Raw genomic sequence first — 13281 nt, 5'->3', positions numbered from 1 at the left:
CAGCAGAGACATTCACCGACTGCTGATTCCCTCCGTCGTGCGCCCGCTCATTTCCCAGGGCTGAATGCGGTAAATTGCTATGACCTCCGCACGTCCCAGCGAGTCAATCCAGGTACGATTGATGGCGGGTGAAAGTGTGGGGTTGTGTTCTTTGACCAATTCCATCGCGCGATCGATGTCTGGCTGTTCCGTGAGGCGTTCTGCTCGCCCGTTCACCACAACGCTGCGCCAGTGTTGGAAATCCCGGACTTCTTCCACTTGCAAGCAGACTTCTGGGTTGCTGTCTATATACTTCGTTTTCATCCCGACTGTTGTGAAAATGTATATATCCGAATCTTGGAGATAATAGTGCATTGGCACAACGTAGGGATGGCATTCAAATACACAGCCGAGGTGTCCGTGTCCTACTTGCTGTAAAAGTTCTTGTATTTCTTTTGAACTCATTTCATCAATATCTAACATTCTTATGCTCCTTTAAGACTTACTCTAGAGAAATCCATCGATGTTTTCGGTTGCTTCATGAGTGGGGCTTTGGGTCTAATTATTGCGTTTTTGATGCGCTTGTTTTGGGGCTATAAACAAGTAGAGAATTTCACAAAATATAACTTTAGTCAGTCACAAATATCATCTACCTTTAGACCGAGATATTTTTTGTGGGCAAAATTGTATGATTTGGGAAATAAACCCTCGGCAATTGCTGAGGGTTTATTGTTTTTATTAAATGGTGATCGTCTAATTCATTAATAGAAGCATTTTTTACTAACGCGACTTAAACAAATTTTCAGCCCAGATAAAAGCCAAACTCGCTTTATCAGCAGCTTGGGCGTCCATGTTTTCTTGTTACCAGCGAACAAAAGGCGATCGTCCCCTGGAATGCTCCGACACCAGATATAATCCATGCTCAAAAAACATCGCCGCATAACCGCAGCGCCCAATTTAGTGATGGTTCACGCTGCGGTTATCTGACAAATGCGATCGGCTTGACGCTGATGACCCGCCCTGTCTGGCGTCACTGCCAAGCCTGGTCTATAACTCCCTCAAACGCTTGAAATCTCTTAGTTTGTGGGTGTACACTGCCCTCATAGCGTATTGGTGCGATCGACCGGCTTGACCTCATCGTACCGTCTGGCGATCGGCAATAAACCTAGTTTATTCTTAATCACCTGTTAAAAGAATCAGATTTAACGATCGCAGCCTTAGATATTTCAAGGGTTTGAGGGTTTTCTTCACCACCTTGACAGGGCTGGCGCTTATAACATAGAGTAGAATTTTTGCCGCAGCATCCTAAGAGCGATCGAGTACGTCCTAAGCTTGACATTGTAAATATTTTGACTGTTGCTATAAGTTGGAGTTAAACGGATATTTTTATTTATGAAGTATAATCGATTTCAAGAATTAGATATCATGAGAGGCTTTGCCGCCTGCTGGGTAGTGGGGGTTCATTTTTGGTACTTCAATTTCTTGCCTCCATTTTTTGGATACAACCACTTTTTCGAGTATGCAAAAGTAGTAGGCCCAGCCTCGACGATTGCTAAGTTTTTTCCCCTACCATTTAATAGTGTAGACAATATAGTTTTTGATTTAGTGAATATATTTTTCTTGCTTGGATATCAGGGAGTTCATATTTTTTTCATTCTCAGTGGTTTTGGACTGGCTTATTCAAGACTTTTAAAGCCTGATGAAAGCTGGATTAATTTTATGAGCAAAAAATTTATCCGGCTCTACCCAACCTACTGGATACTTTTAGCTGTATCTTTTATAATTCCTCGGTTAAGAGCGGATTTATTTTATGGCTATTTTGATTGGTGGTCATTTTGGAGAAGTTGGATAATTCTCGATAAAGCCATACCATTTTCTTGGTTTATGTTTCCACTCATTCAATTTTATTTGTGCTTTTTCTTGCTATTTAAATCTTTACAAAAATTTTCTATTGAACACTTTCTCTTCACTTCTTTTGTTATTAAAGTTATCTATACATTTTTAGTTTTAATCTTAGGGTTTAACAATGTATTTTCGCCAATCTTGGGCGATCTCAGTTATCCAGGCTATTTAGCAATTTCAAGGTTATTTGAGTTTTGTTTAGGAATGGCAATGGCCAAGGTTTATGCAAGTAATCCTACTCTATTAATTAATTACCTAACTAAGCCCGTCACAATAGCCTTAGCAATAATTTTTGAAATATTGGGTATTATGGGTTCCTTCAAATTTTCAAATCCCCAATTTCTAGGCGTATATTTCCCTTTTGGACTGTCTTTTTATGATGCTTTCCTTGGATTTGGCATATTTGTAATTGTCTTTAATGTGTGTAGACTATTAATAAATTTCTCCGACTTAACAACGAGATTTTAAACAGGGATTTCTAAGATTTCCTATGAACTATATTTAACGCAGTTTATAGGGTTAATTGTAATACCCAAATTTTTTAGGGTGGTTGTGCGAGGTGAACCTTCACTTTTGACTGCTACCCGTGCTATTTTACTTTATGTATTAATTATTGAAATTGGCATAGTTAATGCTTTTTTATTACAACAGCTAACAAACTCGATCGCCCGTCGAGTTAGATTAGCGAGGGGTCTCTCCTAGGGCAGAAAATAACCAAAGTTAGTAGTTAATAATCACGTGTTATCAAAAACTCGAATTCTGAATTTGTTTCTAGGCCTTTTAATTGCCCTCAGCCTAGAGTTGTTCAGCGGAACGACAACTTTTGCTCAAAACATCGAAACAATTAAAATTTCCGGTACTGCTGCGGGTGTCAGCACTCGCTACATCGGTGCAGTCGAGGGCAATATCAATTTCGACATCAAAGATTTGCAAGATTTGGGAATTAATACCTACCGCATTTACGGCGGGATGTCCCGGTGGGAACCCGAAGACGACGACGGTAAATACGGTTGGCCATCTATTGACGAAATGAAGACAAACCCAAATATAATTAATTGGGCGCATTGGGATCAGATTATGACTAATCCGCCCCAGGGTAGCGATTATTGGTGGTCGGGACAACCCGGTACTGTTTGGCAAGGCAATGCCAGGACTATTTTTAATAGTCTCAAACAAGCAAATATTCGCCCGGTAGTGAGTATTCGGAATGTAGATAATGGCTGGAATCCGAGTTGGGCGCTGCAACTGAATCCGCCGCGCACAGGAGAAGATTGGAACGAGTGGTGGGAACACGTTTTTGCTACGGTTTATTGGCTGAATGTTCGCAATGATTACCGCGTTGATGATTGGGAAATTCACAACGAACCGGACAATCGCGATCAGGGTTGGGGCGGGACTAGGGCTGACTATTTTGAATTGGTTAAGGTGGCAAAAGATGCGATCGACTTTGTTTATAAAACTTATTTGCCAGATCGCACTTATCGCATCCATGGCCCGAAAACCGTAGGCGGCAGCAATTGGCCGGCTAGTGCTTTGCAGGAAATAGCGAATTATTTCGATACAGTCAATGTCCACAACTACGATGCAGATATTTCTAACTACACTCGCAAAGTGCGCGGCTGGATGAACGGTACTGTCCGCGCTAACTCGCAGCTTTGGGTAGGAGAATGGGGAACTTACGAAATTAGCTACGGCGATTTATCTTTAGCTTTAAATTTAATTAAGAATTTGATTCGAGGTTCCCAACCGGGGGAGAATTATATTGACGGCAGTCACATATTCTGTTTGTACGACTGGGGAAAGCTGGGACAGGCGAAAGGTTTGCTAGGGGACGGGGGAAAACGGCGCGCGGGCTACTATGCTTTGCGGATGGGAATTAGGGCTTTGCAGGGCGGGAAAGCTACCTTTTTTCCTATCACTAACACTTCAGATTTAATGGCAGTTGCAACTCTTGATGCTAGCAAGAATGTTTACTTGCTGGTTGTCAATGACAGAGCAACATCTTACACTGTTAATGCTGATATTTCGGAGCTGATAAAAACTGGTAATGGCACGGTGCGGGAGTTCAGTTCTCAAACAATGGATGAGGTTGTTGGTAGCTTAAGGCTGAAGGGTGGCAATGCGAGTTTTGCACTGGCGGGGAACAGCGCTATTCTCATCAAGTTCGATCGCCAGAAGTGAAGCTCAAATCCTCTGGGCCATAATTGGGATAAGATAGAATTAGTTATGCTCAGAATTATTTATTTTCTGCCTGTTTGGCCCTGGAACCCTCGAACCCTCGAACCCTCGAACCCCTAATTGCACAGTTGCCATACCTAAGTCGTCCTGTTGTGATTCCCCTCCTGTCGCTGGTAAATTGGTAGGGTGCAGGTATCTTGCCTCAAACAGAATGCGAGCGAGAGTTCCGTTGAGGGGCAGAAAGTAGGGTGCAGTCCAGACAATCGCAGAAATTCTTGCTCGTAAACCCGCAGCAGTTATGCTAAGCGAGGAATTGCCCGCCAGCCTTCATGTCCGCCCTCTGGCAGATAGCATTTGTTCTGAAAGTCAGAAGCCGTCAATTATCAGGATATGGCACGGAATTAATTTTAAATGCCAAGATGCTGGAAGTATGGGTGAGTTGAATCGTACAGAAACTTTGAGCGCGCTTGGAAATCTCGCGGGTAAAGCCTCTCAATCAACCTGCTGCTCGCGATCGGCTTTTTCCAACAAATATCACTTTTATGCCCCCTGATGTTTATTCCCTCCCTCAGTCAGGTCATCAACCGCAATCCCCTCACCGTCACCCCTGAGACGCCCGTAGAAAAGGCGATCGAGCTGATGAGTAGCACAGGAGCCAGTTACGTCCTCGTGGTAGAACCGCGCGGGCATTCTCAACTCGGAAATCCCACCAACGGGACTTCCCCACAATCGCGGGAACAGTCGGGTTTCTACAACGGCATACGGCCTGCGATACACACAGGAGGCAACGGGCTGCGTCTCAACGGCTCAAAAGCTCCCTATCCGAGCAGCCAGACAGTGCTGGGGATTTTTACAACGCGAGATATCGTACAGCTAAATTCGATCGGCGCTGCTTTGAGGGGATTTGCGATCGAGCAAATCATGATCAGAACCGTAACTGTAGCCCGAGAATCGGAAATTCCCGACTTTTTTGCCTTAGCAAGTCTGCTGGAGAAAAATCAGATCAGCCATTTGCCGGTCGTTAGCGAGGCTGAAGAACTTGTCGGTTTAATTAGCTCTCAAAGCTTGGTGCAAATGTTGCAGGGAATTGGGGAATCGACACCAAAAGCAACTAGCAGCACTTCGCCACCTGCGGCTTTCGCCTTCCCTCCGCCGCTGCCAATTGTGCATCAGAAATTAGAGCTGCCCGCAAGTTTAATTAAACTTTATCAAATCCCTCAAATCGCAGCCTCACGAATAATTCACGCTCCTTCTAATTCTTCGGTTCGCTATTTGGCGCAACTGATGTTTAGACACAATGTTAGTTATGTATTAATCACTGAAACCCCCGATCAACACTCGACTGGTGCGGCTCACAATTCCAAATTTACAAATCCCAACCTTCACAAACTGGTTGGGGTAGTAAGTTCGCGGGATATTGTGCAGTTGCAGGCGCTGGGAAGAGACTCTAACAAAATTAGAGCGGGAGCAATTTGCAGCAGTTCGCCGCCGCTGGTGCGATCGCACTCTACCCTCGAAGCAGCCGTCGCGCTGCTGCAAAAACACTACTGCCAGTTGCCTTTATTAGTCATCAACGAAACAAATCACCCGATCGGGATTATTAATCCTAAAACTATCCTTTTACAAGCGCTGGATTCAAAATCTCTGCATTCTGGCTTAATTGCTTTGCAGCGCCAGCTAGAATCTAGCAACGCTCAATACAAAAAACTCTCAGCAGAAATACAGCGGACAGCAGCAAATAGCCACGAGATAGCTGAAATTTCTCACCACACTTTCGTAGAGCGGCCAAATCTCCCCCCTGCAGTCAACAATCAGGGGATTTGGGACTGGAATCTCGAAACAGATGAGTTTTTTTATTCGGCGCGGTGGCAAGAAATGCTGGGCTACCAAGAAGGGGAAATCTCGAATCGCCGATCGGAATGGTGGAGTCGCATCCACAGAGATGATATTGACTCGGTAAAGGCAGCTTTAGAAGAACACTTCGCCCAAAAGACACCGGATTTTGCAGCAGAATATCGGATGTACTGTAAAGACGGCAGCACTGTCTGGGTGCTGAACCGGGGTCAAGTTTTACGTAGCGCTACTGGCAAACCGCTGCGGGTAGTAGGAACTCATACAGATATTACTCTAAACAAGGAGTTTGAAGTCAAAAACCGCGAGCATGATCGAGAACAATTCCATCTATTTGACTCTTTGAAAGCAACAGTAATTTTCCACATAGATGCGGCGGGGGTTTGGAAATTTCTAAACCGCGCTTGGACGGAAATTACGAATTTTCCGGTTTCCGAAAGTTTACAAACTAATTTTTTAGACTGGGTGCATCCAGATGAGCGCGAGCAATGTGCAAATTTATTGGAGTCTTTGCTGTCGGGGAAGTCGGAATTTGAACGGCGAGAACTGCGATTTAAGTCCAAATCGTTGGCTGGGAAAAACTCCTTGGGAATTCACAGTGATTCCGGCTTTGTTTCCGTTGAAATATTTGCCCAAGTCCGGCGGAATTCCCAAGGCGAAATAGCGGGAATTTTTGGGACTTTGCACGATGTCTGCAACCGCCTCGAAGGAGTTGAGGAACTGCGGGAAAGTGAGCGGGCAATTCGATCGCTCTACGAGGTAATGGTGAGTTCGGAAGGCTCTTTTGACGATCGAACGATCCGGTTGCTGGCAATGGGTTGCAGTCAGTTTGGGATGGATATCGGGCTGTTGGGCAGGGTTTTGGGCGATCGCTACGAAGTGATTGCGGCTTATGTACCGGAAGATTTTCCCTTTGGATTTGCTAAAGGAGACGGTTTTGCTTTGAGCAGAACCTTTGAGCGAGAGGTTTTGCGATCGAGCGAACCTATTTCTGTCGAATCAGCCGGCACTACTCAGTGGCGCAACCACCCCGCTTACAGCGTCCGCAAGTTGGAGGCTTTTGTGGGGACGAGGGTAATAGTGCAAGGGCGAGTTTTTGGCACTTTGAGCTTTACTTCCCGCACCACTAAATCTCCTTTTAAACCGCTGAATTTTGAAATTTTAAAGTTGATGGGCAATTACATCGGCGCAGAAATTGCCCGCGAAGAGCGAGAGCGAACTTTGCAACGTCAGTACCAGCGCGTTTTACTACTCAAACAAATTACTCAAAAAGTGCGATCGACCTTAGACACTCAAGAAATTTTCCAAACTACCGCCACCCAAATCGGCCGCGTATTTGGTGTCAATCGCTGTACAATTCATACCTATCTTTCCGAACCTTATCCCCACCTTCCTTGCGTTGCGGAATACTTGGAACCCGGTCACGAATCGGCTTTAGATTTAGAACTTTCTGTCACTTATAACCCGTACACCGAAAAACTCCTCGCTGAGGATATAGCCCTAGCATCTCCCGATGTGTTTGCCGATCCTTTGCTGGAATCTTCGGGGCCGATGTGTCGCCGCATCGGATTAAAATCTATGTTGGCTGTTCGCACTTCCTATCAAGGAGAACCCAATGGAATTATTACTTTGCACCAGTGCGATGCAACTCGCCAGTGGAATCCCGACGAAATTGAACTTTTAGAAGATGTGGCCGCGCAAGTTGGAATTACTTTAGCTCAAGCACAACTTTTAGAAACCGAAGTTCAGCGACAGCGACAGTTAGCAGAGCAAAATGAAGCTTTGGATCAAGCGCGACAAGCGGCGGAAGTTGCTAATAGAGCTAAGAGCGAATTTTTAGCGACTATGAGTCACGAAATCCGCACTCCGATGAATGCGGTCATCGGGATGACGGGCTTGCTGCTGGATATGGAACTAACTCCTGAACAGCGAGATTTTGTGGAGACAATTCGTACCAGCGGCGATGCTTTGCTGACTATTATTAACGATATTCTCGACTTTTCCAAAATTGAATCTGGAAAATTGGATTTGGAACGCAGCCCCTTCGAGCTGCAAAACTGTATAGAAGAATCTCTGGAATTACTGGCTCCTAGAGCCTCAGAAAAAGGTTTAGAGCTAGCTTACTTTATTGATGATTCTGTTCCGAAAAACATTTTAGGAGATGTCACGAGACTGCGCCAAATTTTGGTAAATCTGCTGGGCAATGCAGTTAAGTTTACAGAATCTGGAGAAATTGTGGTGTGCTGTACGGCTAGGCAAATTGAACAGGTAGCTGCTAATAGTTCACCAGATAAAATTAATATTCTAGCGCCACAACCGCTATTAATTAACCAGGGAGAGTTGGCACGTAGCAAACAATACGAGATTCAATTTGCTGTCCAAGATACGGGAATTGGCATTCCGCCAGACCGGATGGATCGCCTGTTTAAAGCTTTTTCGCAGGTGGATGCTTCGACAACGCGACATTACGGCGGGACGGGTTTGGGACTGGCTATCAGCCAGCGTTTGAGCGATATGATGGGCGGTACAATGTGGGTTGTCAGCCAGGTTGATCCGCGAAGTTCTAAGTCTCAACCGGGAGTTTCTGCGCTCGGACAAAGTATCGCTGGAAGGTCGCCTGCAGAATTTACTCCGCCGTCGATATCGGGTTCGGGTTCGATTTTTTATTTCACGGTGGCTGCTGAAGCGAATGACCTCCGGGCTGAGGAAAAAAGACCGGAATTTGCCGCTGGTAAGCACTTATTAATTGTTGAGCATCATGCCATTAATCGGCAAGTTTTGATCCGTCAGGCAGAGTCTTGGGGAATGATACCCGTGGCTGTAACTTCTGGTGCTGAGGCTTTGGAAATCATCAAAGGAAACTCGCCGCTCGATTTAGCTATTTTGGCGATGAATCTACCAGATATGGACGGTGTGGCGTTGGCTGTGGAGATTCGGAAATTTGAGCTGAGCAATTTGTCCGGCGGCGACGGCCTAAATCCGAATGTCATGGTTAAAAACCCTCGCAAAATTGCCCTACCTTTGGTGCTGTTTACTTATTTAAGTAAGGCGGAAGTTTGGAAAAAACTTGAAACTACAGAGGTACATTTTTCTGCTTTTTTAACTAAGCCTTTAAAACAGTCACAGTTTTATAATGTGTTGCTGCAAGTTTTTGGATATGTTACTGGCAGAAGCGGCAGGGGAGAAGTTTCAAATGTGGTGACTGTGACTTCGGGATTGAAGTATTTTGAAAATTCTCAAGAACAGCACCGCGTGCAGCGGACGCCTGCTGTTTTGAGGCAGGTTGCGGCGAATTCTGCCGGACAGGATGCAACTAATTCTAGTCAGATTCGGATTTTGCTGGCTGAAGACAATGTGGTGAATCAAAAAGTCGCTACGCATTTACTCGACAGGATAGGATATCGGGCTGATATTGCGGCTAATGGGTTGGAGGTTTTGGAGGCCCTGAAGCGGCAATCTTACGATGTTGTGCTGATGGATGTGCAGATGCCGAACATGGATGGGTTGGAAGCGACGCGCCGCATTTGTCAGGAATGGCCTGCTAACAAGAAGCCGAGAATTATTGCGATGACTGCTAATGCGATGCAGGGCGATCGCGAAAAGTGTCTGGAAGCAGGTATGGACGATTATATTACTAAGCCGGTGCGGCGGGAAGAGTTGGCGATCGCCTTGAGCAAGTGTTCACCTCTGATTCGGGATGAATTGGATACGGTTACTGAGCAAAACAATCAAGATATTTCTGATCAAGTTGACAGTGATGCTGCGGCATCTTCGAGCGTTCAACCGGGAGCCGATTCGCCGATTGATTTTCATATTTTGCAAAATCTTCGCGAACTAGACGATGATGAAGACCCAGATTTTTTGGGGGAGCTGATTAAGATATATTTGGTAGACGCACCGCAACATTTAGAAACTATTAAGGAGGCTATTTTTCTGGGAGATGCTGATAGTTTGAAGCTGGCTTCTCACACGCTGAAGTCTAGCAGCGCCAATTTAGGAGCCGTGTCTTTTTCTGCTGTTTGCAAGGAGTTGGAGTATATGGGTCGCGTGGCGGTTGAGTCTGGAGGGGAACAGGTTTTTGATGTGAGTACGGCGCGCGATCGCCTGTTGGAAGCCCAAGCGGAGTGGGAAAAGGTGCGGGCGGCTTTTGAGACGGAATTGGAAACGGGGAAGTTGCGATCGCAAATAGGGTAATTTGTTATATCAATTCCGGTTGCACTCCTCCGGAATTGTTGACTGTTGACTGTTGACTGTTGACTGTTTGAACAATACCGATGCAACCGGAAACGATATTATTTGTTATTTGTTGGTTTTTGGTTGTTAGTTGTCAGTTTCAATGCCCTGTTTAGCCAATGCCCTGTTTGGCTAATGCCCAATGCCCTGTTTGGCCAATGCCCAATGCCCATATTTAACTTTCACCTAAATATGCTTGGCGAACAGTTTCATTTGACTGCAAATCGCTAGCAGTACCAGCGACTACAACCTGACCAGTTTGGATAACATAGCCGCGGTGGGCTACACTTAAAGCCATGCGGGCGTTTTGTTCCACCAGTAAAATAGTTGTTCCTTCAGCATTAATATCGCGGACGATCGCAAAAATTTGACTGACTAACATCGGTGCCAATCCCATACTCGGCTCGTCCAATAATAACAACCGGGGGCGCGACATCAAAGCCCGGGCGATCGCCAACATTTGCTGTTCACCACCGCTGAGAGTTCCCCCTTTTTGACTAATTCTTTCTCGCAAACGAGGAAATAAATTTAATGCTTTTTCCATATCGGACTTGATACCGAGAGTATCGTTGCGGAGATAAGCACCCATTTCTAGGTTTTCTTGCACCGTCATTCGCGGAAAAATCAGCCGCCCTTCGGGACTTTGAGAAATCCCCAAACGGACGATCGCCTCTGTAGATAGTGCTTCTAAAGGCTTTCCCTCAAATAATACAGTGCCCTGGCGCGGGCGCAGCAGTCCTTGAATCGTGCGGAGAGTGGTCGTTTTCCCCGCCCCGTTGCTGCCGATTAATGTCACAACTTCTCCCTGCGAGACTGTTAGCGATACTCCTTTGAGAGCGTGGATATTTCCGTAGTAGGTGTGAATGTCTTTAATTTCCAACATAATTACTCTTTCTGCTTTGTGCTTTATTATATTATCCAGACTAATTATAAATTTTTATTGCATTTATTTAAAATTAACTTTTTTTATAGTAATCAGTAATTTTACTTAGGTCAACACCCGCCCTAGCTCCCATAAAATGTATTTTTAGTAGCGGTGGCGACCAACTTTACAGAATCTTTACTTAAACACTAGAATTCTTGACAGTAGCTTTACAAAAAACTCTAAGTAAGTAGGTAGTATTAATACGTAAGCGAAATCAACCGCTACAAGTTACCAATAATAGCACTTAAAATTTTTCAATTTTCAAATTTAAGGAGATTTACCATGAAATTCAATCACATTAGTGGATCGATCGCCTTTTTATTAGCAACTCCTTTAGTAACCAGTTTGACTGTAGGCATTGCCCCTAGTAGTGCTGCAATAATCGCAGGTTCTGCAGCAGCAGTAACCATTGACAACTTTAGTCACATACCGACTGAAACAGGTACAGTTACTAACACTTACGCTCAGACACTAGCTAACACCAATTCAGTTATTAGCAAAGCGAACGCTGATGCAGTTTTTATATCTAACTGTCACGAATTGCTGGCAGCAAATCTCTCGCAAAGTGGAGTCATAGGCAGCGGGAATAACTATTCCGGTTTAGCCCAAAGTCAAGCAGCAGTTATCGGCGAGTTCTTCATTGATTCCGAAGAAACTTTTTCCTTCAATTTTCAGACATTTTTAGCTCTTTTAACATCAGTTGACAACCCCCAATCCGAACGCGCCAGGGCGAATGGCAGTATATCTTTCTGGGTGATTAACACTGTTACTAACATTTTGTTAGACTCTTTTCAATTTGCCAGCGGTTTAGACTCTTCTGAGGGAATTTATTTGAGTGGGTTCGCCAGCCCAAGCTTTAAGCCAACAAACATTAACTTTAATTTTCTGCCTCAAGGAAGTGCAGCAACAAGCCTCCTTTATACTTCGGGAGTTTATTCCCGGACATTCAACAGCGCTACTAACTTAACATTGGTAGAAGTTAAAAACAATATCGCCCAGGCAGAAGCAGAAGCAGAAGCCGTTCCCGAACCGAGCACAGTATTAGGTACTGCAATCTTTTTAGGATTGTTTTTCAGGCAGAGAAAACACAAGAAAAAAATGTCGGAAATCAAATCAAAAGTTTAGGAAAAACCCCGAATCTTAATCAGTAGGGTGTGCGAGGCGCACATCCTATCGTTTCCGTTGAATTGCTCGTTATAAAATACTGTCGCCGTGGGCGGGTTGATAAATATTATCTGTTTGAATGACAGATTGTTTGTGAAACCCGCCCCTAATTTTATTGGGTTAATTAGCTGAAGATTATATCGCTTCTTCCGAGGATAACACTGCCCACCTCACTTATCTGTCGGCACACAATACCCATTATCCATGTCCATCTTCTTCTTTTCCCAAATATGCCTCAATTACGCGAGGATCGGCGCGAACTTCGGCCGGAGTTCCCTCAGCAATTTTAGTACCGTACTCCATAACACTCACACGATCACTAATTCCCATCACCACCTTCATATCATGTTCAATCAGCAAAATACTCAAATTCAACTCATCGCGAATCCGATAAATAAAGCGAGTTAAATCAGCCGTTTCGTTCGGGTTCATCCCGGCAGTCGGTTCGTCCAAAAGCAGCACTTTCGGATCGGAAGCCAAAGCCCTGGCAATTTCCAATCTCCGCTGGTCGCCGTAGGAAAGGTTTTTTGCCAACTCCGACGCTTTAGCAGCACCTAAACCGACAAAATCAAGCATAGTGAGCGCTTTTATTTTAGCTTCCCGCTCCTCCAGATTCACAGCCGGAGTGCGGAGGATTGCACCCAACAAACCTGTTTTCAATCGGCAGTGTCTACCTACTAAAACATTATCCAGCACTGTCATGTTGTTAAACAAGCGGATATTTTGAAAAGTTCTAGCAATGCCGAAAGTTGTCAGGCGATCCGGCGGCAAACCCGTGATATTCTTCTGTTCTAAAAGCAACTGACCGCCACTCGGTTTGTAAATACCTGTCAGCATATTAAAAAAAGTAGTTTTGCCCGCACCGTTGGGGCCGATCAAACTGGCGATCGATCCTTTTTCTAATGTTAAACTAACCTGGTTGACGGCAGTCAAACCACCGAATCGCATTGTAAGTTGCTGTGCTTCTAATAATGACATTTTGGTTCTGTTTTCTAAGATTTTATAGGAGTGCGATCGTCCAGGTAACGAGCTTTCACGCACGCGAATCA

At 44.8% G+C, this 13281-nt stretch carries 8 protein-coding genes; 5 read left to right on the top strand and 3 right to left on the bottom strand.

Annotation, left to right across the window (positions count from 1 at the left end):
• Positions 1-12 precede the first annotated feature (12 nt).
• Entirely contained in the window at positions 13-462 is a 450-nt protein-coding gene (locus tag QUA07_RS09665; protein WP_333324484.1) for a pyridoxamine 5'-phosphate oxidase family protein, read from the bottom strand.
• A gap of 909 nt (positions 463-1371) precedes the next feature.
• Between QUA07_RS09665 and QUA07_RS09660 the strand changes: the two genes are divergently transcribed.
• From QUA07_RS09660 to QUA07_RS09645, 4 genes are all read left to right on the top strand, one after another.
• Positions 1372-2349 (top strand): acyltransferase, encoded by a 978-nt coding sequence (locus tag QUA07_RS09660; RefSeq protein WP_333324482.1) that lies wholly within the window; start codon positions 1372-1374, stop codon positions 2347-2349.
• A 270-nt stretch (positions 2350-2619) separates the two neighbouring features.
• The gene (locus QUA07_RS09655) at positions 2620-4062 is read left to right on the top strand and encodes a hypothetical protein (RefSeq protein WP_333324480.1); all 1443 of its coding nucleotides are present in this window, start codon (positions 2620-2622) and stop codon (positions 4060-4062) included.
• Positions 4063-4357: 295 nt separating this feature from the next.
• Positions 4358-4612 (top strand): hypothetical protein, encoded by a 255-nt coding sequence (locus QUA07_RS09650; protein WP_333324477.1) that lies wholly within the window; start codon positions 4358-4360, stop codon positions 4610-4612.
• On the top strand, positions 4612-10104 hold the full coding sequence (locus tag QUA07_RS09645; RefSeq protein ID WP_333324476.1) for a response regulator: 5493 nt from the start codon (positions 4612-4614) through the stop codon (positions 10102-10104). Before QUA07_RS09650 ends, QUA07_RS09645 begins: the two co-directional genes overlap by 1 nt.
• Before the next feature lie 214 nt (positions 10105-10318).
• On the opposite strand, the gene QUA07_RS09640 is transcribed toward QUA07_RS09645, so the two are convergent.
• Complete coding sequence (locus QUA07_RS09640) at positions 10319-11026, bottom strand: ABC transporter ATP-binding protein (RefSeq protein ID WP_333229482.1); 708 nt, start codon at positions 11024-11026, stop codon at positions 10319-10321.
• 324 nt (positions 11027-11350) lie between these two features.
• Between QUA07_RS09640 and QUA07_RS09635 the strand changes: the two genes are divergently transcribed.
• A complete protein-coding gene (locus QUA07_RS09635; RefSeq protein ID WP_333324474.1) occupies positions 11351-12193 on the top strand; it encodes a PEP-CTERM sorting domain-containing protein in 843 nt (280 codons plus the stop codon).
• Positions 12194-12430: 237 nt separating this feature from the next.
• Here QUA07_RS09635 and QUA07_RS09630 read toward each other — a convergent pair whose 3' ends face one another.
• On the bottom strand, positions 12431-13210 hold the full coding sequence (locus QUA07_RS09630; RefSeq protein WP_333324472.1) for an ABC transporter ATP-binding protein: 780 nt from the start codon (positions 13208-13210) through the stop codon (positions 12431-12433).
• Positions 13211-13281: the final 71 nt, after the last annotated feature.

The organism is Microcoleus sp. T3_A4 (genome assembly GCF_036700465.1).
Taxonomy (GTDB): Bacteria; Cyanobacteriota; Cyanobacteriia; order Cyanobacteriales; family Microcoleaceae; genus Microcoleus.
Note: the sequence above shows the minus strand (reverse complement) of the source record. Positions and strands in the feature narration are given on the sequence as shown.

Coding starts and splice junctions, on each gene's coding strand:
- QUA07_RS09650 (WP_333324477.1), top strand. CDS start 4,358: ATGCTAAGCGAGGAATTGCCCGCCAGCCTTCATGTCCGCCCTCTGGCA.
- QUA07_RS09630 (WP_333324472.1), bottom strand. CDS start 13,210: ATGTCATTATTAGAAGCACAGCAACTTACAATGCGATTCGGTGGTTTG.
- QUA07_RS09635 (WP_333324474.1), top strand. CDS start 11,351: ATGAAATTCAATCACATTAGTGGATCGATCGCCTTTTTATTAGCAACT.
- QUA07_RS09660 (WP_333324482.1), top strand. CDS start 1,372: ATGAAGTATAATCGATTTCAAGAATTAGATATCATGAGAGGCTTTGCC.
- QUA07_RS09645 (WP_333324476.1), top strand. CDS start 4,612: ATGTTTATTCCCTCCCTCAGTCAGGTCATCAACCGCAATCCCCTCACC.
- QUA07_RS09640 (WP_333229482.1), bottom strand. CDS start 11,026: ATGTTGGAAATTAAAGACATTCACACCTACTACGGAAATATCCACGCT.
- QUA07_RS09665 (WP_333324484.1), bottom strand. CDS start 462: ATGTTAGATATTGATGAAATGAGTTCAAAAGAAATACAAGAACTTTTA.